The sequence below is a fragment of the Tistrella mobilis genome (assembly GCF_039634785.1).
Taxonomy (GTDB): Bacteria; Pseudomonadota; Alphaproteobacteria; order Tistrellales; family Tistrellaceae; genus Tistrella; species Tistrella mobilis.
On the sequence record NZ_JBBIAB010000006.1, the window covers coordinates 267,625 to 289,747 of the forward strand.

General features: G+C 67.4%; 23 protein-coding genes. 8 read left to right on the forward strand and 15 right to left on the reverse strand.

Annotation, left to right across the window (positions count from 1 at the left end):
* Nucleotides 1-26 precede the first annotated feature (26 nt).
* Nucleotides 27-1,193 (forward strand): MFS transporter, encoded by a 1,167-nt coding sequence (locus WI697_RS11070; RefSeq protein WP_345958492.1) that lies wholly within the window; start codon nt 27-29, stop codon nt 1,191-1,193.
* Here the strand turns inward: WI697_RS11070 and WI697_RS11075 are convergent.
* Nucleotides 1,157-2,143 (reverse strand): protein-methionine-sulfoxide reductase heme-binding subunit MsrQ, encoded by a 987-nt coding sequence (locus WI697_RS11075; RefSeq protein ID WP_345958493.1) that lies wholly within the window; start codon nt 2,141-2,143, stop codon nt 1,157-1,159. The two genes, WI697_RS11070 and WI697_RS11075, sit on opposite strands and share 37 nt — an antisense overlap.
* 244 nt (nt 2,144-2,387) lie before the next feature.
* Between WI697_RS11075 and WI697_RS11080 the strand changes: the two genes are divergently transcribed.
* Nucleotides 2,388-2,774, forward strand: coding sequence for a cupin domain-containing protein (locus WI697_RS11080; RefSeq protein WP_062763628.1), 387 nt, complete (start codon nt 2,388-2,390; stop codon nt 2,772-2,774).
* A gap of 188 nt (nt 2,775-2,962) precedes the next feature.
* Here the strand turns inward: WI697_RS11080 and WI697_RS11085 are convergent, their stop codons facing one another.
* Nucleotides 2,963-4,276: an aminotransferase class I/II-fold pyridoxal phosphate-dependent enzyme gene (locus WI697_RS11085; protein WP_014747881.1), complete on the reverse strand. Its 1,314-nt coding sequence runs from the start codon at nt 4,274-4,276 to the stop codon at nt 2,963-2,965.
* Nucleotides 4,277-4,563: 287 nt separating this feature from the next.
* Here WI697_RS11085 and WI697_RS11090 point away from each other — a divergent pair, with 287 nt between their 5' ends.
* The 5 genes from WI697_RS11090 (at nt 4,564) to WI697_RS11110 (ending at nt 9,960) form a co-directional block, all read left to right on the forward strand.
* Complete coding sequence (locus WI697_RS11090) at nt 4,564-5,265, forward strand: glutamine amidotransferase (protein ID WP_296715880.1); 702 nt, start codon at nt 4,564-4,566, stop codon at nt 5,263-5,265.
* Between the two features lie 272 nt (nt 5,266-5,537).
* Nucleotides 5,538-6,830 (forward strand): serine hydroxymethyltransferase, encoded by a 1,293-nt coding sequence (gene glyA / locus WI697_RS11095; RefSeq protein WP_345958494.1) that lies wholly within the window; start codon nt 5,538-5,540, stop codon nt 6,828-6,830.
* A gap of 501 nt (nt 6,831-7,331) precedes the next feature.
* Nucleotides 7,332-8,321, forward strand: a complete 990-nt coding sequence (locus WI697_RS11100) for an AurF N-oxygenase family protein (protein WP_296715882.1) — start codon at nt 7,332-7,334, stop codon at nt 8,319-8,321.
* 53 nt (nt 8,322-8,374) lie between these two features.
* Nucleotides 8,375-8,578, forward strand: a complete 204-nt coding sequence (locus tag WI697_RS11105) for a rubredoxin (protein ID WP_062763623.1) — start codon at nt 8,375-8,377, stop codon at nt 8,576-8,578.
* 101 nt (nt 8,579-8,679) lie between these two features.
* Nucleotides 8,680-9,960, forward strand: coding sequence for an NAD(P)/FAD-dependent oxidoreductase (locus WI697_RS11110; RefSeq protein ID WP_345958495.1), 1,281 nt, complete (start codon nt 8,680-8,682; stop codon nt 9,958-9,960).
* A gap of 159 nt (nt 9,961-10,119) precedes the next feature.
* Here the strand turns inward: WI697_RS11110 and WI697_RS11115 are convergent, their stop codons facing one another.
* From WI697_RS11115 to WI697_RS11145, 7 genes are all read right to left on the reverse strand, one after another.
* A complete protein-coding gene (locus WI697_RS11115; protein WP_345958496.1) occupies nt 10,120-10,326 on the reverse strand; it encodes a tautomerase family protein in 207 nt (68 codons plus the stop codon).
* Nucleotides 10,327-10,338: 12 nt separating this feature from the next.
* Nucleotides 10,339-10,704: a nuclear transport factor 2 family protein gene (locus WI697_RS11120; protein WP_385998310.1), complete on the reverse strand. Its 366-nt coding sequence runs from the start codon at nt 10,702-10,704 to the stop codon at nt 10,339-10,341.
* A gap of 51 nt (nt 10,705-10,755) precedes the next feature.
* Nucleotides 10,756-11,619 carry a DMT family transporter gene (locus WI697_RS11125; RefSeq protein ID WP_345958498.1) on the reverse strand — a complete coding sequence of 288 codons (864 nt, stop codon included), beginning with the start codon at nt 11,617-11,619 and terminating at the stop codon, nt 10,756-10,758.
* Nucleotides 11,619-12,545 carry a ketopantoate reductase family protein gene (locus WI697_RS11130; RefSeq protein WP_345958499.1) on the reverse strand — a complete coding sequence of 309 codons (927 nt, stop codon included), beginning with the start codon at nt 12,543-12,545 and terminating at the stop codon, nt 11,619-11,621. Before WI697_RS11130 ends, WI697_RS11125 begins: the two co-directional genes overlap by 1 nt.
* A 67-nt stretch (nt 12,546-12,612) precedes the next feature.
* Nucleotides 12,613-12,996 (reverse strand): c-type cytochrome, encoded by a 384-nt coding sequence (locus tag WI697_RS11135; RefSeq protein WP_345958500.1) that lies wholly within the window; start codon nt 12,994-12,996, stop codon nt 12,613-12,615.
* A complete protein-coding gene (locus WI697_RS11140) occupies nt 12,993-14,756 on the reverse strand; it encodes a GMC family oxidoreductase (RefSeq protein ID WP_385998305.1) in 1,764 nt (587 codons plus the stop codon). The genes WI697_RS11135 and WI697_RS11140 overlap by 4 nt, the downstream gene beginning before the upstream one ends.
* Before the next feature lie 57 nt (nt 14,757-14,813).
* Nucleotides 14,814-15,578, reverse strand: a complete 765-nt coding sequence (locus tag WI697_RS11145; RefSeq protein ID WP_345958502.1) for a gluconate 2-dehydrogenase subunit 3 family protein — start codon at nt 15,576-15,578, stop codon at nt 14,814-14,816.
* Nucleotides 15,579-15,728: 150 nt separating this feature from the next.
* Here WI697_RS11145 and WI697_RS11150 point away from each other — a divergent pair, with 150 nt between their 5' ends.
* On the forward strand, nt 15,729-16,310 hold the full coding sequence (locus tag WI697_RS11150) for a helix-turn-helix domain-containing protein (protein ID WP_345958503.1): 582 nt from the start codon (nt 15,729-15,731) through the stop codon (nt 16,308-16,310).
* 87 nt (nt 16,311-16,397) lie between these two features.
* On the opposite strand, the gene WI697_RS27480 is transcribed toward WI697_RS11150, so the two are convergent.
* From WI697_RS27480 to WI697_RS11190, 6 genes are all read right to left on the reverse strand, one after another.
* The gene (locus tag WI697_RS27480) at nt 16,398-18,356 is read right to left on the reverse strand and encodes a putative PEP-binding protein (protein WP_385998301.1); all 1,959 of its coding nucleotides are present in this window, start codon (nt 18,354-18,356) and stop codon (nt 16,398-16,400) included.
* A 315-nt stretch (nt 18,357-18,671) separates the two neighbouring features.
* Complete coding sequence (locus WI697_RS11170) at nt 18,672-19,469, reverse strand: HPP family protein (RefSeq protein ID WP_231889375.1); 798 nt, start codon at nt 19,467-19,469, stop codon at nt 18,672-18,674.
* On the reverse strand, nt 19,469-20,332 hold the full coding sequence (locus WI697_RS11175) for a LysR substrate-binding domain-containing protein (protein ID WP_345958506.1): 864 nt from the start codon (nt 20,330-20,332) through the stop codon (nt 19,469-19,471). The genes WI697_RS11170 and WI697_RS11175 overlap by 1 nt, the downstream gene beginning before the upstream one ends.
* A gap of 93 nt (nt 20,333-20,425) precedes the next feature.
* Nucleotides 20,426-20,929: an RES family NAD+ phosphorylase gene (locus WI697_RS11180; protein ID WP_345958507.1), complete on the reverse strand. Its 504-nt coding sequence runs from the start codon at nt 20,927-20,929 to the stop codon at nt 20,426-20,428.
* A complete protein-coding gene (parS, locus tag WI697_RS11185) occupies nt 20,926-21,390 on the reverse strand; it encodes a type II RES/Xre toxin-antitoxin system antitoxin (protein ID WP_345958508.1) in 465 nt (154 codons plus the stop codon). The genes WI697_RS11180 and parS overlap by 4 nt, the downstream gene beginning before the upstream one ends.
* A 140-nt stretch (nt 21,391-21,530) precedes the next feature.
* A complete protein-coding gene (locus WI697_RS11190; RefSeq protein ID WP_062763604.1) occupies nt 21,531-22,118 on the reverse strand; it encodes a winged helix DNA-binding protein in 588 nt (195 codons plus the stop codon).
* Nucleotides 22,119-22,123 lie beyond the last annotated feature (5 nt).

Here is a 22,123-nt window from a genome sequence, read left to right on the forward strand (position 1 = left end):
TGTCGCGAGGGCCCTCCGGGGCCCTCGTGGCGCTTTTTGCCGTGGCGACCGGTGCGCTGGTCGCCAATCTCTATTATGCCCAGCCGATGGTGGCGGCGATCGGCGCGGATCTGGGGCTGGACCCCGATCTTGCCGGCTCGCTGACCGGCATCACCCAGATCGGCTATGGGGTGGGCCTGTTCCTGCTGGTCTCGGCCGCGGATCTGGTCGAAAACCGCCGGCTGGTGCTGGCGACGCTGGTGCTGACCACGCTGGGCCTGGCCGGCATCGCCATGTCGACCGAGGCACTGCCGCTCTTCGCCTTCTGCTTCATGGTCGGTCTTTGTGCCACCGGTGCCCAGGTGCTGGTACCGTTCATCGCAAGACTCGCGCCCGATGCGCGCCGCGGCCAGGTGGTCGGCACGGTGATGGCGGGGCTGTTGACCGGGATCATGCTGGCGCGGCCGGCCGCCCTGTTCATTGCCGGCAGCTTCGGCTGGCGGGCGGTGTTCTGGGCCTCGGCCGCGCTGATGCTTGTGGTGGGCGCCGCCCTCTGGCGGATGATGCCGGCCTGGCAGCCGGGGCGGAGCCGCAGCGGATCGGGGCTGGTCGCCTATCTTCGCATCCTGGGCTCGATGCCCGGCCTGCTGCGCCGCCTGCCGGCGGTGCGCCGGCGGGCCGCCTATCAGGCGCTGATGTTTGCGGCCTTCAACCTGTTCTGGACCACGGCGCCGATCATGCTGGCAGAGCGTTTCGGCCTCAGCATCCACCAGATCGGCCTGTTCGCGCTGGCCGGTGCCGGCGGCGCGCTGGTCGCCCCGGTGGCGGGCCGGCTGGCCGATCGCGGCTACAGCCGGGTGCAGACCGGGGTGGCGATGATGCTGGTGGTGGTGTCGTTCCTCGCCTCGGGCGGGGCGGTTTCGGCCGGCTCGATCATCGCGATGGCGGTGCTGGCGGTGGTGCTGGACGCGGCCATCCAGGCCAATCAGATCACGGGCCAGCGGATCATCTTTTCGACCGCGCCCGAGATCCGCGGCCGGGTGAACGCCATCTATATGACGATCATGTTCTTTGCCGGGGCCTCGGGCGCCGCCCTCGGCACGGTGATCTATCATGCCGGCGGCTGGGTGGGCGTGGTCGTGGCCGGTGCCGGGCTGGGCCTTGCCATGCTGGCGATCTATGCGACCGAATTCCGGCGCGGCCGGGCAGGCTGAGCGCGGGGGCGGGGCCTGACGGCGAGGTGCAGCCCGACGATCCCGAGCCCGGCCATCGCCACCACCGCGGCGGGGCGCGGGAAGACATCGGGCATCAGATTGGCCGCCACCACCCGCCACGGATCCAGGCTGGTGCCGAAGGCGAACCAGGCCGCTTCGATCCCGACGGTCAGAAGCCCCGCGGCCAGGGCGAGGCCGACAAGGCCCGGCACCCCCCGCACCCAGCCGGGGCGCCGGGCATCGGCCAGCCGCCAGAGCGCGGCCCAGCCCAGAATGCCGGCCAGAATGGTCGCCTCCCCCGGCTCCAGCCGGGTCTGCATGAAAAAGTGCAGGGCGCCGAGCAGGGCGGCGGCATAGACCGCCTTGTGCAGCCGTTTCCAGGTGCTGCCGCCCAGCCGTTTCGCCATGCCGTCGGTAGAGGTGGCGAGCAGGGCCGCCAGGATCAGCACGGCTACGAAGCCGATGGTGAGATAGGTCCTGAGCCAGATCTCGGATGCGATCCGGGCCAGATCGAGCTTCATCCAGACGAGATAGAGCCCGAAATGGGCGAGCGTGTAGAGCCCGGCCGCGACCCCGATCATCCGCCGGAGCTGGCCGATCTTCGGCCGGCCGAGCGAGAGTTTGAGCGGTGTGACCAGCAGCGACAGGGTCAGCAGCCGCACGGCCCAGAGCCCCGCCAGCAGCAGGGTCTCCTTGACCTGGGGCACGCTGAGCCCGGCTTCGTCGATGCCGCCGGCCGGCCCGCCCAGCCCCAGCAATCCCCGATCCGGCAGCCCCTGAAGCCCGATGCCGGGGCCTGGCTGCTGCGGCATGTCCGGTGCGGCTGCGACCAGGGTCCAGATCATCCACACGCCCGGCAGCAACAGCAGGCCGAAGACCAGCGCCTTCATCGGCGAGAAACGGCCGCGGGGGTCGTTCCAGGGCAGGGCAGGCGTGCGGGCTGAGGACATCTGGCGGGTCCCTGAGACGGGTGGGGCTGCCCCACAGATGTCGGCAGATCGGCCGGCGGGGCAAGCCGGCAGCCGCTCGCGGCGGGTCACTTTCCTGTGAGAGCCGGCCCGGCAGGGGCAGGGCCTCGCGCAAATGATGAATTTTTACGACGCATATCGACTCAATGGTTCAATCCATGGTGGAATCCCCTCCTGCCGGCGAAGCACCGGCGCCCCTGCCACGCCAGGAGAGGAGATGTGTGTCATGGACGTTCATGCCATCGGTAAGATCGCCGGCGATCTGCCCCTGTTGACCATCGGCCCCGATACCAGGCCGGAAGACGCCATGGCGGCCATGCGGCCGCTGGCCGCGGCCAATGGCTGCATGGCCTATCTGCTGCGCTATGCCGGCCAGGTGCCGTGGGAACGCCACCCCCATGACGAGCAGGTCCAGGTGCTGGACGGCGCCATCCAGCTGACCCTGCTGCACGACAGCGGTCCGGAAACCGTGAAGATCGAGGCGGGCGGCTTCGTGGTCATCCCCGCCGGCATCTGGCACCACCCGGCCCCGGCCCCCGAGGCCACCACCTTCGCGGTAACCTCCATGGCCGGCACCGAACACTCGGTCGCTCAGGACCCCCGCGCCGGCTGAGGGACGCCGGGCACCGCACCCGGTACTCAGGCCCTCCCCCCGGAGCTGCACCAGCCATCAAGGATGGCTGGTGCAAGCCGCCATTGCGGCGGCGGCCAAGGCCACGGGAGTGGCCGCCCGGCGAGGGGCTAACAGACTCGCCCGCCCGGCGAGGGACCAAAAAAACGACTCCCTCTCCCTCTCCCTCCCTACGTATACAGCAACCGCCCCGGCCGCATGCTGTCGGCCAGGGCCCGGGCGACGGTGTCCTCTTCGCCCGGATGGAGGCCGGCGATGCCGACACGCACGCCGGGGCCGCTGCGCAGGCGGAAGATTTCTCCGGCCTGGATGGACCAGCCGCGGGCGAGCATGCCCTGGACGACTTCTGCCTCGCGCTGGACGGGCACCCAGACATGCAGGCCCGAGCGGCCGAGGGCGATGACGCCGTGATCGGCCAGCCGTGCGGCCAGGGCCTCGCGCCGGGCGCCGTAGGAACGGGCGGCCCGTTCGATCACCTGGTCGGTGCCGGGGGCCGTCCACAGCCTGAGCACCAGACGCTGGATGATGTGGCTGACCCAGCGTGGGCCCAGCGCCTGCTGGTCCTGCATGCGGGCGATGGTCATCGGGTCGCCGGCGACGATGGCAAGGCGCAGATCCGGGCCCAGGAATTTCGACACCGAGCGGATCACCGTCCAGGGGCGGGCGGCCATGCGGGCGGGGGCGAGGGTCTGGGCCGGCACGCCCGACACGGCGCTCGCGTGATCATCCTCGATCACCAGCACCTCGGGATGGCGGTCGAGCAGGGCGCGCAGCCGGGCGGCCCGTTCGGCGCCGAGACAGGCGCCGGTCGGGTTCTGGGCGCGGGGGGTGGTTACCACCGCGCGCACCCCGGCGGCGAGGGCGGCATCCAGCGCTTCGGGCAGCACGCCGTCTTCGTCCAGGGCCATCGGCACGGGCCTGAGGCCCAGGGAACGGACCAGCAGCAGGGCCGAGACATAGCCCGGATCCTCGATCGCGATCGGGTCTCCCGGCCGCAGATGGGCGCGCAATGCCCGTTCCAGCCCGTCCATGGCGCCCGAGACGATGGCGATGCGGCCGGCCTGCAGACCGTCGGCGCGGAACACCCGCTGAGCGTGTGCTACCAGTTCGGGATCGTCCTCCACCATCTCATAGCCACCGGGCGGCAGGTCGAGCCGGGCGAGGAAAGGGGCGAGATCGGGCAGCAGCGACGCATCGACATTGCCCGAGGCGAGGTCGCGGACATCGGCCGGTATCTCGCTGCGGTAAATCTCGACCGAGGGCGGCGCGGCCACGCGGGAGCCCTGGCGGCCGTTTCCGGTGACGAGACCGGCTTCACGCAGACGGGCGTAGGCGGCGGTCACGGTGTTGCGATTGACGCCCAGCCGTTCGGCCACATCGCGCACCGAGGGCAGCTGCTCGCCGGGGGAGACCTGGCCGCTGCGGATCGCCCGCTCGACGCTGGCAGCGATCTCTGCCGCCGATCTGCCGGTGACGAAATGCATCGGGTGAGGGACTCCGGTGAGTGGGGCATGGGTCCGGATCGGACCGAGTGTCTCGGACATTTATGGCGTCATCCGCTTTCGGGGGCAATCGGCGAGCCGGTCCGGCCCCCACGACAGAGAGCGCGGGAGAGGGCCGGCAGGTGTGGCGTGTCGCGGCAGGCGGAACCAGGCTGCCCGGGTCGTGCATTTCGGGCGAACGTCGTGGTTGCAGTGCGGCGAGGAAGAGGCTAGATATATCGGCACATGCCAAATGAGATATTGGCATGTGTCATTAATCGGAGGCAACGATGCTGAAGACCGCCGTCGCCATTCGCCACCTCGCCTTCGAGGATCTGGGCTGCTTCGGGCCGGTCCTGGAACGCGCCGGCTACAAGGTCCACTACTACGATGCCGGTGTGGACGAGCTCTGGACCCTGGATCCCCTGACCACCGGGCTGATCGTGGTGCTCGGCGGGCCGATCGGTGCCTATGAGGAGGAGAAATATCCCTTCCTCACCGAAGAGCTGCAGCTGATCGAGCGGCGCCTGGCCAGCGGCAAGCCGATCTTCGGCGTTTGCCTGGGGGCGCAGCTGATGGCGCGGGTGCTGGGGGCGAAGGTCTATCCGGGCCCGGCCAAGGAAATCGGCTTTTCGGAGCTGACGCTGACCGAAGCCGGCCGCCGGTCCTGCCTGAACGTGTTCGAAGGCGGGCCGGTGCTGCACTGGCACGGGGATCGCTTCGACCTGCCCGAGGGGGCGGAGGCGCTCGCCTCCACGGAAATCTGCCCGGTGCAGGCCTTCTCTTACGGCGCCAACGCCTTCGGCGCCCAGTTCCACCCGGAAGCGGGCGGCGAGGGCTTCGAGCGGTGGCTGATCGGCCACACCATCGAGCTCGGCGCCGCCGGCGTCGACGTGCCGCGGCTGCGCGCCGATAACGAGCACTGGGGCCCGATCCTGAAGCCGCGCGCCGAAGCCTGCCTCGAGACCTGGCTGCGCAATCTCGACGGGTAGTGTGTCAGTCCCTCGCCGGGCGGGCGAGTCGGTTAGTCCCTCGCCGGGCAGGCGCTACCGCGCCCTTGGCCGCCGCCGCAATGGCGGCTTGCTCCCGCACGGGGCGTGCGGGAGCGGGAGTCTGTTTGGCCCTCGCCGGGCGGCCACTACCGTGGCCTTGGCCGCCGCCGCAATGGCGGCTTGCACCAGCCACCCCGGGTGGCTGGTGCGGGTTGCGTTCTGCTGTCGTCGTCGCTTCTTTCCCCCCACCGCTGCCTTCGGAAATCGCCACCATGCTGAAGACTGCGCCTGTTTCCGTTCCCGATCGCGATGCGTCGCTTGCCGCGATCGATCCCGACCTCGCCCGCGCCATCCGTGCCGAGGAACGCCGTCAGCAGAGCCAGATCGAGCTGATCGCCTCGGAAAACCTGGTCAGCCGCGCGGTTCGCGAGGCCCAGGGGTCGGTGCTGACCAACAAATATGCCGAAGGCTATCCCGGCCGGCGCTATTACGGCGGCTGCGATCCGGTCGATCGGGCCGAGACGCTGGCGATCGACCGGGTTCGCCGGCTGTTCGGCGCCGCCTATGCCAATGTCCAGCCGCATTCCGGTGCCAATGCCAATCTGGCGGTGCTGTTTGCCCTGCTGGAGCCGGGCGATACGGTGATGGGGCTGGATCTCGCCTGCGGCGGGCATCTGACCCATGGCTCGCCGGTCAGCCTGTCGGGGCGCTGGTTCAAGGCGGTCACCTATAAGGTACGCGCCGATGACGAGACCATCGACTGGGACCAGATGGCGGCGGAAGCCCGGCGGACCCGGCCGCGGCTGATCTTCGTGGGCGGCTCGGCCTATCCCCGGACGATCGATTTCGCCCGCGCCCGCGCGATCGCCGACGAGGTCGGCGCCTGGCTGATGGCCGATATCGCCCATTATGCCGGGCTGATCGCCTGCGGCCTCTATCCCGATCCGGTGCCGCATGCCCATGTGGTGACCTCCACCACCCACAAGACCCTGCGCGGCCCGCGCGGCGGCATCATCCTGACCAACGATCCGGATATCGCGCGGCGCATCGACAAGGCGGTGTTCCCCGGCGTCCAGGGCGGGCCGCTGATGCATGTCATCGCCGCCAAGGCCGTCGCCTTCCACGAGGCACTGCAGCCGGATTATCGCGCCTATATCCACGACGTCGTCGGCAATGCCGCAGCGCTTGCCCGCACGCTGGATGCAGGCGGCCTGCGGCTGGTGACCGGTGGCACCGATTGCCATCTGGTGCTGGTCGATCTCAGGCCCTTCGCGCTGACCGGCAAAGCCGCGGTCGAGGCGATGGAAGAGGTGGGGCTGACCGCCAACAAGAACGCCGTGCCCTTCGACACCGCCACGCCCATGGTGACCTCGGGCATTCGTCTGGGCAGCCCGGCCTGCACCACCCGCGGCTTCGGGCCGGCCGAGTTCGAAACCGTCGGCCGGCTGATCCTGCAGGTTCTGGGGGCGCTGCGCGACAATGGCGGGCTGGATGCCGCGACCGCAGCCGCGGTCCGCGCCGAAGTCGACGCCCTCTGCGCCCGTTTCCCGCTGCCGGCGGCCTGATACCGTCTGTTCAGGACCCGTCTGTCGTCCACTCCCACGTTGCGGGGGATCGAGCCTCACCTGCGACGCCACTGGAGCCGCCCGGCGACAACCGGGCGGCTTTTTTCATGACAGTTATGTGAAACCGCAACCATGGCGTGTTGCACTAAGCCAGATCACCTGACCTATGCAGCTGAGTTGAAAAGAAAACGATCCCAATCAGACATGAAAATTTCTCAGGATTCTTTCACTAACGGTTGTGTTTGCGCTGGACAGAGTTAAGGCAGATCGCTAGTTTATGGCACAGGCCGTTACAAATAATGACATAGGCCAAAAATGAGACGCGGGCCGCCATGGACCTGCGCCAGCACCAAGGAGAGCGGCCCGCCGCGCGACCCCGCCGGACGAGACGCCGTCGTTCGAAGATCGACCGAGAGAGATGGATGCCGCCACCCGCTTTGAGCCACGGGTGCGCGGACCAGTGACCCTGTCCCTTCGCACATGTTTTCGGAGAGCCCTGTCATGACGACGATGAGCGCCCCCGCCATCGCCACCGGCGGCACTGACGCCGCGCATCAGCACGAACAGTCGGAAGTCAAGGCGCTGCTGCAGCGCATCGGCGACGGCTGGATCAAGCGCGCCAAGGTGCGCCGCGATGCGGTCGATCTCGCCTTCGATCCGGCCCGGCCGGATTTCCTGGAAGAGCTGCTGCCCTTCCACGCCCACCCGCTCTACCAGCGGCTGGCGCCCGAGCTGAAGTCGAAGATCCTGTCGGCCGGCTGGATCATCTATAACGAGAAGACCGTCGCCATCGAAAGCGCGATCGTCTCGCCCTCGTGCTACGACGCGCTGGACGGCCGCATCCCCGGTCTGACCGACGAAACCAGCCGCCAGATCGTCTGCGAAACCCTGGTCGACGAGGCCTATCACCTGCTGCTGGTGGCCAATGCCAACCGGCTGACCCGCACCCGGCGCGGGCTCGAGGATCTGAAGATCCCGAGCTTCAACCTGGTCACGATGATGAACCGCGAGAAGTCGCTGCAGTCGGAAGACTGGCAGAAGATCCTGGTGCATCTTGCGACCTCGGTCGTGTCCGAGATCTTCGTCAGCGACTATCTGCATCAGCTGTCGGATTGCGCCGAAATTCAGCCGATGAACATGGCGACCGTGGCCGCCCATCGTCATGACGAGCTGGCGCATTCCAAGATCTTCACCCTGATGACCAAGACCTTCTATCCGGCACTGAGCCCGCGGGAGCAGGCCTTCTTCGCCAGCGTGCTGCCCAAGCCGATCGAATGGTTCGCCGATCTCGAACTCGACATCTGGTCGTCGGTGCTGGAGCAGCTGCGCGTGCCGGGTGCCGCCACCATCATCGCCGACTGCCGGCCGCTGAATGCCGCGGCCCGCGAGCGGCTGGACTATACCGGCATCGTCGGCCTGTCGCACGAGGTGGGCATTCTCTCGACCGATGCCGGCCGCAACAGCTTTGCGGCCCAGGGCATCGCGATTTGACGTCGGGTGCCGCCCACCCCCTCCGACACAATTCGGGAATTTCTTCCGTGCCCATGACCGCCAAGATCGAGGCCGAAGCCGGCGCCACCGCCGGCAAGGCCTGGAAGTGCCTGCTCTGCACCTATGTCTACGACGAGGCGACCGGCTCGCCGGCCCATGGCATTCCGCCCGGCACCCGCCTCGAAGACCTGGATGAGGACTGGTCCTGCCCCGATTGCGGGGCGGGTCGCGAGGATTTCGAGCCGCTCGACGCCTGAGGCGCACCGGTTCGCGATCCCGCTGCCGCCGGCCGGGGTGCTGCGTACCCCCGCACGCAGCCCCCGGCCGGCCTTTCCGTTTCCCCCCCGGGAGCAGGACGATGACCTGGACATTCGACATCGCCATCGCAGGCGCCGGCCATGCCGGGGCCCAGCTCGCCATCAGCCTCCGCCAGGGCGGTTTCGCCGGCACGATCGGTCTGATCAGCGCTGAGCACGAAGCCCCTTACGACCGGCCGTCGCTGACCAAGGATTACCTGACCGGTGCCGCCCTTGCCGCCGACATCCGGCTGCGGCCCGACGGCTTCTGGGCGGAGCGCAACATCACCCGCGTGCCCGGCACCCGGATCACCGATCTGGACCCGGCCGCCCATCGCCTGTTCACCGCCGATGGCCGGCGGATCGGCTATGGCCGGCTCGCCTGGGCGACGGGCGGGGCCGCCCGCCGGCTGACCTGCCCGGGGGCGGATCTCTCGGGCATCCACACCATCCGCAGCCTGGCCGATGCCGACCGGCTGCGTGCCGATCTGTCGGGCCGCCCGCGGGTGGTGGTGGTCGGCGCCGGCTATGTCGGCCTGGAAGCCGCCGCGGCGCTGGTCGGCCAGGGCCATCGGGTGACGGTGGTCGAAGCCGCCGACCGCGTTCTGGCCCGGGTGTCGGGCCGCAGCATCGCCGCCGCCATCGAGGCGCGCCACCGGGATGCCGGTGTCGAGATCCGCACCGGTGTCGGGGTCGAGGCGCTGACCGGCGATGCCGCCGGCCGGGTCGCCGGCGTGGTCCTGTCGGATGGCGACTGTCTGCCGGCGGATCTGGTGATCGTGGGTATTGGCCTGGTGCCCGAGGTCTCGGCGCTCGCCGCCGCCGGCGCCACCACCGGGGCCGAGGCGGCGGGCGGCGTGGCGGTCGACGGCCTCTGCCGGACCGGCCTGCCCGATGTCTGGGCGCTGGGCGACTGCGCGGCCCATGTCAACCGCTTCGCCGGCGGCCGCCGGGTGCGGCTCGAATGCGTGCAGAACGCGGTCGATCAGGCACGCGTGGTGGCCGGCGCCATGCTCGGCGGCGACCAGCCCTACGATGCCGTGCCGCGCTTCTGGTCGTCGCAATACGACATCAAGCTGCAGACCATCGGCATCGTGCCGGGCCATGACACCGAAATCCTGCGCGGCCGGCCCGAGAGCGGCAGTTTCTCGGCCGTCTATCTCCGCGACGGCCGGGTGGTGGCGATCGACTGCGTCAACGCCCCGCTCGATTTCGCCCAGGGCCGCGGCCTGATCCAGGCCCAGGCGGACGCCCTGGCCCCGATCCTCGATCCGGCCGCGCTCGCCGACCCGGCGCGGCCGCTCAAGACGCTTCAGACCGGGACGGTGGCGGTTCCGGCCTGAAGCATCGGACGGCGCCCCCATTGGCTGCCCCCGTGGGGGCGCCGTTCGAGAGTTGGTTTTTAGCCCCTCGCCGGGCGGGCGCTGCCGCGCCCTTGGCCGCCGCCTCAATGGCGGCTGGGGGCGCTTATCGGCATGTCTCGATCACGTTTCGAGGGCCGATCAGGTTTCGAGAGTCTTGCGGTACTCCGCGACGGGGAGGCCGCCCATTCCCCAGTTTTCCAGGTCGACCTCGTCGATGACGACGAAGGTTGCGGCGGGGCTCTTGTTCAGCACATCGGCGAGGAGTTTGGTCACACCTTTGATGAGTTCGGCCTTCTGCGCAGCCGTGGCGCCCTCGCGGGTGATCTTTATGTTTACATACGGCATGTCCATCACTCCTTATGACTGACGTTCGATGATCTGAAAGACTTTGGCGATGATCCGCCACTGGCCGTCGGTGCGCACCAGGGTCAGGAAATCCACGAAATCGCGCGGGCCTATCGAACAGCGTGCGCGGACCATGGCGGTATTTTCTCCGGCGAGGTCGATGGCGTCGATATGGTCGCGCCGGATTTCATTGCGCGAGGCCGGCGATTGCCGGGCAGCCACCACCGGTATGTACTCGTCCATGGTGCGGTAGAGCAGCGGCGTCTCGTCGGCGGTCGCATAGATCGCCTTCGGGTGAAAGACGCGCTGAAGCCTGTCGACGTCGCAGAAATAGAGCGCGTCGAAATAGTCCTGGATGCCATCGTCGAGGTCGGCCACAAGCTGAAGGCCCGGAACCGGATGGATGACCATCCGCAGGGATGAGGCCGGTCAGGCGAAACGCCGTGCCGCGGCGACACAGCCGATCACCAGGATCATGACGACCAGAAGAGACCAGCCGATCGGCTCGCCGAGGATTGCCGCGGCCAGGGCCAGCCCGAGAAAGGGCTGAAGGAATTGCAGCTGCCCGACGCTGGCGATGCCGCCCTGGGCGAGGCCGCGATACCAGAAGATGAACCCGATCAGCATGCTGAACAGGCCGACATAAAACAGTGCCAGAACCGCCGGAGGGGCGACCGTCGTCGGATCTTCCGGCCAGGCGTAGAGTGCCAGAGGCAGCATCACCGGCAGCGTCATCAGAAGGGCCCAGCTGATGACCTGCCAGCCGCCGAGCCGGCGCGAGAGGCGGCCGCCTTCCGCATAGCCGAGCCCGCAGAGGACGATGGCCGCGAGCATCATGAGGTCCCCCGGCAGCGTGCCGGCGACGCGCCCGGTCGATGCGGCGAAGGCCATGACCAGCAGGCTGGCGGCAAGCGAGAACAGCCAGAAGGGCGGGCGAGGCCTCTCGCCCGCACGGATCACCGCGAAAAGCGCCGTCATCACCGGCAACAGGGCGATGTAGAGCAGGCCGCGCGCCGCGGTGATGTGCTCGAGCGCCAGGGCGGTCAGCAGCGGAAAGCCGATGACCACGCCGGCCGCGACCAGGACCAGACCGGGGATTTCCCCCCTCTGCGGCCGTGTCTGTTTCAGCAGGACCAGGGCGACGGCGCCCGCCATGGCGGCGATCGTGGCCCGCGCATAGGTCAGGAACAGCGGATCGAACCCCTGAAGCGCCAGGCGCGTGGCGGGCAGCGAGCCGCTGAAGATCACCACGCCGACCAGACCGTTGAGCCAGGCGGTTGGACGTGCCGGCATCATCCGGCGGCCGTGGCGGAACGCTGCGCCTCGTAGGCCTGCATATTCGCAAGGCTGAGGCGGAGCAGCGGCGCCGGCACGCCGGCTGTCCTGGCGCGTGTAAGCATGTCGCCGATCACGTGCTCGTGCTCCGTCCGGCCGTTGCGCGCCATGTCGCGGAACATCGACGCCGTGCCCGCCGAACCGCGCTCGGTCAGGGACGAAATCATCTGCGCCATGGCCTCTTCGCGCGGCCGGTAACCGCCGGCGGCTGCCGTCGCCAGGCACTCGTCCAGCATCTCGCGCATGATCGCCTCGCCCTCCTGCGCGGCCATGATGGCGCCGATCGGCGCGCGCATCAGGGTCGTCATACCGGCATAGGTGGCGAGGAAGGTGAACTTCTCCCACATCTCCTGCGTGATGGCGGGGCTCAGCACCGGCTCGAAGCCGCCGGGCCTCACCGCCGTGAACAGCCGCTCCGCCGCATCCGTCTGATCGGGCATCCGCGGGCCGAAGACGAAGCGCTGCAGGGTGTTGAGATGCAGGATTTCACCGGCGGGGTTCACCGTCGCACCAATGTGGCACAGCCCGCCCAGCACGTGTTTCCGGCCGAAGCGGGCATCGAGCAGGTCAAGTTGGCGGACGCCGTTCAGAAGCGGCAGGATCAGGGTCGAGGGGCCGATGGCCGGCGCCACCGCCTCCATCGCCTCGGTCAGGTCATAGGCCTTGCAGGCCAGCAGCACCGCATCGACCGGCTCCGTCGCCGCCGTCATCGTTTTGACGGGCATGCGCAGGTCGCCCAGCGGGCTTTTGATCACCAGCCCGTCCCGCGCCAGAACCTCCGCACGCGACGGCCTGACCAGGAACTGAACGTCGACCCCGGACGAGGCCAGCCGGCCGCCGAAATAGCCGCCGATTCCGCCGGCTCCCAGGATGAGGATACGCATTCCGGAGTCTCCTGTGCCAATAACGATGCCTGTTCAGAGCGGTTTCCAGTCGGGTGATCCCCCCGGATCAGGAACTGCTCTCGCTTGAAATGGTCTTCAGGTAATCGACGATGTCCGCCCTGTCGGCCTCGGATGGTATTCCGGAGAACGGCATCCTGTTTCCCGGGACAAAGGCTTGCGGGGACTGGATGAATTTGCGGATCGTCTCGTCGGTCCAGACGATTCCGCTCTGGCTCATCGCCCGGCTGTACCGGAAATCGGCCAGGCTTCCGGCAGGTCGCCCGATGATGCCCTTCAGGCTCGGGGCCCGCCGGCCGCTCGCGGGGCCCGTCTCATGACAGGCGGCGCATGCGGCGAAGAGCGTCTCTCCCCGTTCCGGATCGGCCCTGGCGGGGACAGTGGCGGCCAGAACCGACACCAGACCCAGGACGACCTGGCCGATCCTCTTCATCCGAGCCGCCTCGGATCAGACAGATATGACAGAAGATCCCCGGCCAATCTCAGGCCGAGCGCGCCCACGGGTCCGGTCGGGTTATAGCCTGAATTCTGCGGGAACACGCTCGCCCCCGAGATGAACAGGTTCTCCACATCCCAGCTCTGGAGATGAGGCGAGACGACGGAAGAGTTGGGATCGGCACCCATGATCGTGCCGCCCGTGTTGTGCGTCGACTGATACTGGCGGGTATCGTAGGGGCTTTTGCGGACACCCGGCTTGCTGACGATTTTCGCGCCGGCTGCGGCGGCAATCTCTTCCATCCTGCCATTGGCGAACCGGCACATAAGGGCATCGTTTTCGTCGAAATCGAAGGTGATCCGCAGAAGCGGCCGGCCCCATTGATCTTTGTAATCAGGGTCCAGATCCATGTAATTCCGGGCGTTGGCGTAGTTCGAGCCGTGCAGCGAAATGCTCATGGATCGCAGATACCAGTCGGCATTCGCCTTCTTCCACGCCGATCCCCAGCGGGGCGTGCCGGGCGGCAGGCGTCTCGTATCGATCGGGCGGCCATTCGTCTGGGTTGCGGAGATGTATCCGCCGCCATGGAACCCCAGGCCGGTGTGATCGAAATTGTCGTTGTTGAAGTCGTCGATGACGAAACCCAGCGCCCCGGCCCCCATGAAGGGGTTTATGTATCTGTCCGGGAAGAACATGTTCAGGCCGGATGTCACCTGATAACAATAATTCTTCCCGACCGTACCGGTGCGGGTGACCGGATCATAGGGCGTGCCGATCTTCGACAGAAGAAGCAGGCGGACATTGCTCAGCGTGTAGCTGCACAGAACGAAGAGCGAGCCGGGCTGGATGAATTCCTGCCCCGTCGCCACGTCGACATAGCTCACGCTCTCAAGGCGTGTCCCATCGGCGGTCGTGTTGAGACGGATGACCTCCGCACCGGCGCGCAGCTCGAAATTCGGGCGGGATCGGACGAGCGGAAAGAGCAGAGAGGCCGGCGTGGCCTTCGCGTTCGCTTCGCAGGTGAAGCGTTCGCAATGGCCGCAATACTGGCATTGCCCCAGCTGCATCCCGTCCGGGTTCCGGTATGGCTGGCTGGCATTGGCAGCCGGCAGTGGAAACGCCTCATAGCCCAGCTGTCCGGTCGCGTCCTTGAAGATCTGCGAGGCCTCCGACATCTCCAGCGGGGGAAGCGGATATTCCGTGGCGCGCCAGGGTTCGAAGGGATTGCCGCCCGCCTGCCTGACGCCCTTCAGATTGCCCGCCTTGCCGGCAATGCCGAAAAGCGCTTCGAATTCCTCGTAATAGGGCTGGAGATCGCGGTAGGTGAGCCCCCAATCCTGGATCGTCATCCCGTCCGGAATGGATTTTGCGCCATAGCGCTCCGTCAGATGCTGTCTCAGGACATAATCGGACTCGGAAAAGCGCCAGGTCTGCCCGTTCCAGTGCTGCGCGGCCCCGCCCACGCCGAAGCCGGGCAGGAAGGACAGCAACTGCCGCATCGGCAGCGCCTCCTCGTCCGGGCTGTGGCGCAGGGTATAGGTCTCGACGTTTTCGCGGCGGGTCATGCCGCGATAGGTCGACCAGCGCAGCTCGTCCCGCTGATGCGGCAGCTCTCCGACCGCCGATCCCGACCAGTCCGGGCCGCGCTCCAGGACGAGCACCTCTCGACCGGCCGGCACCAGCCTGCGGGCAACCAGACCCGCCGTCAGGCCGCCGCCGATCACCACGATCTCTTTTTCAGGCAGTCGCGTCGCCATTGCTGCCTCGCTGAAGCCATTTCGGGGGGCTCGGGCGCCTGAACGGCGCTCATGGTCTCAGGAGAAATCCTGAATCGACATGGGCGTGTCCGATGCCGGATGCCGTCGGCCGCGCCAGGTCACCATGTCGGTGGTGTAGGTGGCCGGCAGGCCGGGATAGCCGATCATCCGCCAGGCCTGTTTGTCGCGGTTTCCGCCATAGATCGGGTCGGCGAAGGCGCCGCGAACGAACAGCGGGTAGAACAGCTCGTTGAACCACGCCTTCAGATCGAAAGCGCCGGGCTCGGGCGGCGTCTCGGATATGTCGTGGAGAAGCGCCTCCAGTTGATCCGCCGTCAGGCGATCCGGGGGCGCGGCATGGCGCCGGTCGGATATCTCCGCAAGATGACGCAACCCGGTCTTGAGACAGGCTTCGGGCGTGCAGGCAAGCTGATAGCCGTGTTCCGGTTTGCCCTGCCTGAACGGGCCGCTCAGATACAGGCGATCGCCCTGGCCATAGGCGCCGGCCAGCTGGCGATCGATGAAGATCGCGATGCCCAGGGCGACGCCATCCGGCGACAGATCATCGGCCGGCCACATATGGGCGACCAGCGCTTCCACGATCGCGGCCTCTTCGATGCCGAGGCTCTGATATCCGGCGACGGCGTCGGGCTGTGCAGCCTGTCCGGACGCCGTTGCCGGGGGGCTGGCTTCTTCGGCGCCGGCCTGTCGGACAAGGACGGCGCCCGGCGCTGCTGCAACCACACCTGCGCCCACACCAAGCGCGCCGGCGCCGGTCAGCAGTGATCTCCGGCTGAGGCCTTGCGGTTCATCTGGCAACATCGCCCACCTCCAATCCCTCAATGGTTGAATCGTATTAGAATAGTAGACATATGTCTACTGATTCGTCGGGTCGGGAGGGCCGGCGGATTTTTGGTAGAGTTGCGAGACGGTTCCGGCATGCAGAGGCGCAGGCGGCGCAGCGGAGAGGCGATGGCACAGCAATCGGCTGAAGATATTGGTAAGAATCTGAGGGCAATCCGTCAGCTGCGCGGGCTGTCGATGTCGGCGCTCGCAGCCGCATCCTCGGTCAGCAAGGCGATGATTTCGAAGATCGAGCGCGGTGACGGCGGTGTTTCGGCCACGACGCTCGGCAAGCTTGCCGAAGCCCTGGAGGTGGGAATTTCAGACCTGCTGAGCAAAGACGACATAAACAGCATCATATACCTGCCCGCCGATGCGCAGCCTGTCCTTCACGACAGCGCACGTGGCTTCGTCCGCCGCGCTCTTTCGCCCATTTTTCCAGGGCGTGGGGTCGACGTCGTCCATAATGAACTCGGGCCCGGCGGGCGCACGGGCCCTTTTTCTCCGCACAAGAAGGGCATTCACGAATACATCTTCGTTCTGGCGGGCCAATTGAGCGTCCACTTGAACGATCGGAAAATCATCATGAAAACAGGCGATAGTCTTTTCTTCGATGCCGATTGCACCCATGAAATGGTCAACGACACGACGGAAGCGGTCTTGTGGCTTCTCGTGATCGATGGCACGAAATACGTCAAGTCGATCACCTGACCGGCCAAAGATGCCGCGCCGGCGAGGCGGGAACAGGTCCCGATCAGCTGAAATCGCCTGATCGGGACCTGAGCCGCTGCGCTGCGTTCAGGCGGCGCGGCTGACCTCCGGCCGCTGATACCGGGTTGCGGCAGAGGCGAGCAGTGCTGCGATGATGGTTTCAGGGCTGGTCGACAGATAGGTCAGGCCGGCCGGGGCGAGGAACCGCGCCAGCCACTGGACGGAGTGCCAGTCGGTGGTCAACTCGCCCGCAAGCCCCCAGATGAACTGCTGGTCCATCTCCAGGGCAAGGCGGGTGGAGCGCTGCAGTGCTTCATGCATCGCCCGCCCCACCACCGACACCTGGACATGGGTGAACGGGCTGGATGCAAAAAAACCCTGTTCGACATAGCCGGGGATCAGATGGCGCGGCGCATCACTGCGGTTCATGTTGAGGCAGGCGGTCGTGAAGTCGTTCGACCCGATCAGGCCGCCGACCATCCCCAGCTCGTGGCCGCGTTGCCGGAGGATGCTTTCCAGGCAGATGAAGGCGCCACCGGTCTCCAGCATGGTCGCCGCACCTTCGATCGGGGCGGCCTTCACGCTTCCGAAGATCGAAGATGCGACCTCTTCGAGCGTCATGATGAAGCGGGATGCCTCGTCGGGAAGCGTGAGCGTGGCGAGGAGGAACCGGACCTTCACCCCCGCACCGTCGGCATTTGCGCGGGCCAGCGCACCCAGCACGGTCCGCAGCCACAGACGCGCCAGATCCGGACGGATCGAGAACAGGCGGATGCCGCGGCATCCGTGATAGACCTCCCGCTCTCCGCTCAGCCGGCGAAAGGCGCTTTGCGTCTTGGCAGGGTCGAGGCCGTGCCGCGCCGCAAAATCCGCAATGTCGAAATTGTCGGGCAGGAACTTGCTGAACGGCATGCAAAGGGTTCTGACGACGCAGATCCCGCCCGGTCGGGCGGAGAAGATCGAGTAGTAGCGGTCCCCGTGCCGGCGCTCGTACTGGCGGACGATGCGATCGTAATGCTCTTTCGTCGTGCAGTCGTCGCCCAGGAACAGAATGCGCAGGATGTCGATATCCGACGGATCGATCCACATCCTTTCGTCACGCAGCAGGCCGACCCCCAGTGCTGCCTCGTTGCAATCGATCGACAGGCCCGTCCCGTCGAAGGTCAGCGTCGAGGCGAGCAGCCGGGCCCGGACCACGCAGGCGGTTTTGTGAACGTTCACATAGACCCGCAAAGGCGACTGGGCATGACAGAAGCCGATGAGCGACTGGAAGCCTCTGAACTCATCCGACGCGACGATCTCCCGGATCTCCTCGCGATGGGCGGCAAAGAACGCCGTGTCGGAGAGGCGTTCCCAGGCAGAGGCCGGCCCGAATTCGGTCTCGGCCGCCAGGTAGGCGTCGGTCAGCAGGTTGTAGAGGGTATCGATCCGGGACGGTGCGACCACACGTGCGCCCGCGAAGACCAGACCCCGTGATCCCGACATCGCCACCATGTCGCCTTCGTGGATCCGGGCTTCGCGGCCGTCGATATCGACCGTCGAGATCCAGCGCTTTCTGGTTCTGACGATGCGGGAGCCGCCACTCTTCGTCTGGAAATGAAGGTCAACGGGCTCATCGCTTTCGTGATAGTCGATATTCGCGGCGATGATCGTCGACTTTCCCTCCGACACCGATTGCACCGGAGAGAATGTGGTCTTGCCCGGATGGCTGGTGAAAAAGCCCGCGGCGCCCTTGATCGCCGCGAAATCGTCGATGTCCCCTTCGGCGACCGAGTAGATGTAATCGGGCGCGTCGGCGCTGTCGCCGGGACCTTCGGACATCTGCTGTGCGGTGCTCCGGTGGAGCACCAGATACCCCGAATGATCGCCATCATGGATGGCCTCGCCCGAGGCGAAGGGCGTGTACTCCTCGTCGGCAAAGCGCGGGAAGATGACGCCTTCAAGATCGGCGGCGCGGATACCGGACAGGATGTCTTCCGGTCTCCGGGCACGGGTACTTATTCCAGCCAGTAATTCCTTGAAATCAATTTTGCTCAGCGTCGCCATGACGACCTCGATCAGCCTGTTGACGGATTTTGTACAGAGCAAGGTGCATGCCCGAGGTTCGCGCCATGTCTCCACGCACGGTTCTTAAACCCCTGCATAAAGCCCTTTCAGGTAGATAAACACACGCCTTATGATTGTACATAATAGTAGACGATAGTCTACGGAGAGATTTGGCGGGAGGGCAGCCGCACAGCCGATCCCGACGGCGGCGCCCGGTCGGCTGCCGCTGGTGATCGGCCGCGATTCCAAGGATTTGCCGCCTCTCCGGCAAGCACCGCAGGGCGCCGGCCGCCCCCGTCTGTCAGGACGGGCATATCAGGATGGGCGGTGGCGATGATGGTGGCGGCGGGTGCGGCTTTCGCGGGCCAGGCGGCTGGCGGCGCGGGCCTCGATGCGGCGGATCAGGGTTTCCAGATCCTCGCGGCTGATGTCGACCGCGGTGCCCATGTCGTCGACCGCGCCGGCTATGTCTTCCGAGGTGAAACGGCGGGCGCCGACCGGCTGGCTGGCCGGCTGCGTGGCGCGAAGCGGCCAGTGCTGGCCCGACAGGCGATGAAACAGGAAGCCGGTCGCCACCAGGATCAGCGCATTCAGCCCCAGCGGCACGAAGGCATAGGCGAAGCCGGTTTCGGTGATGGTGGGGCCGCCCAGCACGGCCGACAGGGCGACCGCGCCGCCCGGCGGGTGCAGGCAGCGCAGCACCGACATCATGCCGATCGCAGCGGCGACCGCGAGCCCGGCAGCGAGTGTCGCATCCGGCACCAGCCGGGCGGTGGCGATGCCGACCAGGGCCGAGATCACCGTGCCGCCGACGATCGGCCAGGGCTGTGCCATCGGGCTGGACGGCAGCACGAAGAGCAGCACCGCCGAGGCGCCGGTCGGGGCGACCAGCACCGGCAGATGCCAGCCCGGCCCCAGGATCCAATGGGCGACCAGGCTGGTGACGGCAACCGCCGTCAGCGCGCCCATGGCGCCGATCGCCCGCGCGCGGACGGTCGCACCGGGCAGGATGGGGGTGAAGATCCGCGCGGCCAGGCGCCGGCGCGCCTTCAGGCGGCGCTTCAGGCCACGGCTGCGGCGGGATGATGACGACATGCGGGGGGATGCGGTCATCAGGCCACCCCGGCCAGCAGGGCGGCCAGCGTTTCGAAGCCGGCGCTGCGATAGTCGCGACGCGCGACCAGCACCGTCTCCACCGGCCCCAGGCTCTGGATCCGCACGCCCTCTGGCGCCTTCAGCAGATCGAAGACCGACCGCGGCATCACGCCCGACGCGGTGCCGGCCGCCACGCAGGCCATGACCGCGTGATAGGAATTCAGCTGCTGCACCCGCACCACCCGGCCCCGGGCGGCCGCCGGACGGACCAGCAGGCTTTCGGCGATCCGGCGATAGGTGCAGCCGGGCTCCAGCACCGCGAGCGCGGCGGGCGGCCGGTCGTCGTCTGCGCCGCCAGGTCCCACCACCAGCAGCTCTTCGGTCACCACCGCGCGTTCGGCCAGCTCCGGATGGGGCAGGGGGTCGTCGGTCGCCAGCTGCAGCGGCGGCCGGGCGACCAGCGCACAATCCAGCCGGTGGCCCAGCACATCTTCGACCAGCGCATCGGTGGCCCCGGTCACCAGTTCGATCATTGCATCGGGGCGGGCGGCGCGAAACCGTGCCAGCGGCCCGGGCAGCCGGCTCGCCGCCGTGCTCTCCATGGTGCCGATCCGCAGCCGCTCGGTCCCCGGCACCAGCGCCGCGCGGGCCTCTGCCACCAGCGATTGCAGGCGATGGGCATAATCCAGCAGCACCCGGCCTTCATGGGTCAGCGTCATGCGCCGGCCGTCGCGGCTGAACAGCGCCACCCCCAGATCGGCTTCCAGCTGGCGCAGCCGCGTGGTGACGTTGGACTGCACCCGATCCAGCCGCCGGGCGGCGCCGGTAACGCTGCCCTCTTCGGCAACGGTGCGGAAGATGTCGAGGGAGACGAGATCCATGGCGGACGGGATCATCTTGTTTTGAGAACGTACCGGGGCATTACGTCTCAGAACGAGATGGGCCTGTCAAGACGGGTGGGCGCAGGGCTGGTATTACAGGGGTGGTACGAAGCGTGGATCGATGGCCAGCCGTTCCTGGCCGAGAAGCGTGTACCGGCCGGCTGCGGCGCCGGCGGTGAATATCAGGTTCCAACTGTTGCGGGAGACGACGCTCGGAATCAGGATGAACGGATGAGCGGCGAGCAGTTCGTTGCCGAAGGCCTGCTGGCCTCTGGTCGGCGGCCCAGGCATAAGCCAGTTCGGATTGGGGAGATCATCCGGCTGTACGACATGGATCGAAGCCGTATCATCGATCCGAAAGGCCGTAAGCACATGCGGGACGGTATCGAGCGTGTCGAAGCCCTTGTGCACGGCGACCTCGGCGATGGCCGTTGCCGGGTCGATGGAGGCATAGACGGCACGCACACCCCGTCCGTTCCAGCGCCCGCCGACCCGGAAGGCACCTTCGCCGCTGTCCCAGGCCGGGGCATGTCGCTGGGTGTCGATTCGCCAGCCATGGATCTCACCCGTGCCCAGCCTGCCCGGCAACGGGGTCACGTATAGACCCCGTAATCCAGGCGGGTGAGCAGTGTTTCGACCAGCGTCAGCCCTTCATGCGTGCTGAGCAGGTCGATTGGCCGGCGCCGATCCAGGGCAAGAGCCGGCATCTCCAGCCAACGCTCAGCGGCTTCCTGGCTGCCAAAAACCTCCGTCGCTCGTGCCAGGATCCTGGCGAACTGCCAGGCTCGCCCGCTCTGGTCGGGGTCGAGCGGCCTTGAATCGGTCTTGCGCCGCTGGAAGGTGCGGATGCTGACCCCGAGTGCTGCCTCCAGCTGCTCTGGCCGCTTAAGGATAACCAGGGCATCGACGAGATGACCAAGGGCTTCGGCGGGGAGACCACGTCTGACAAGATCGTGGGCTTCCAGCTCCGTGGCCGGCAGATGCTTCAGCACCTTTCGGCCCCCCAGCATCTGCCCTGCCTGCTCCAGCTCTGCTGGGCGTACCATCGTTTCCGACATGGCCTGACTCCGACATGTGTCGCGCAAGACATGACATCTGCCGGCGGTGCATTCAAGTGATCACGGCAAACGCGTCAGGCCGACCCGATGCAGTTTGCCCGCCGGGACCACCAGCCGATACCGCCGGTGGTCCCGCCCGGTCAGAGTGACGTCGCCGCCCGGGCCGCCTGATCGTAGAGGCCCGACAGGGCGCGCAGGCGTTGGGCCAGATCCCCGATCTCCTGGTTGGAGAGGCCGAGGGAGTGGAGCGAGTCGATCAGGCAGCGCTCCCGCACCTCGCGATAGGTCAGGCAGGCCTGCTCGCCCGCGGGGGTGGTGGCGTAAAGCGCTTCCTTGCCCTTGCGGGCGGCCGAGACCAGCCCCGCCTTCTGCAGCTTCTTCAGGCTGTAGGCGACGGTGTGGCTGTCTTCGATGTTCAGCACGAAGCAGATATCGGCCAGCTTCTTCAGCCGGGCGCGGTGGTTGACGGTGTGCAGCACCAGCACGTCGAGCTGGCCCAGATCGCGCAGACCGGCTGCCCCCATACACCGGGTCATCCAGCGCTGGAAGCCGTGGGCGGCGATGATCAGGCCGAACTCGAACTCCGACAGTTCGGGGCTCTTGTCGGAGACCAGATGGGCGGAGTTCACGATCCCGCGCCCACCCCCCGGCCGCGCTGCGGCGGGAAGGGCGGGGTCGGGGAGGGCGGCGGCCCGGGGGGCCGCCTTGCTGGAGCCGGATGTCGTCATGGGGA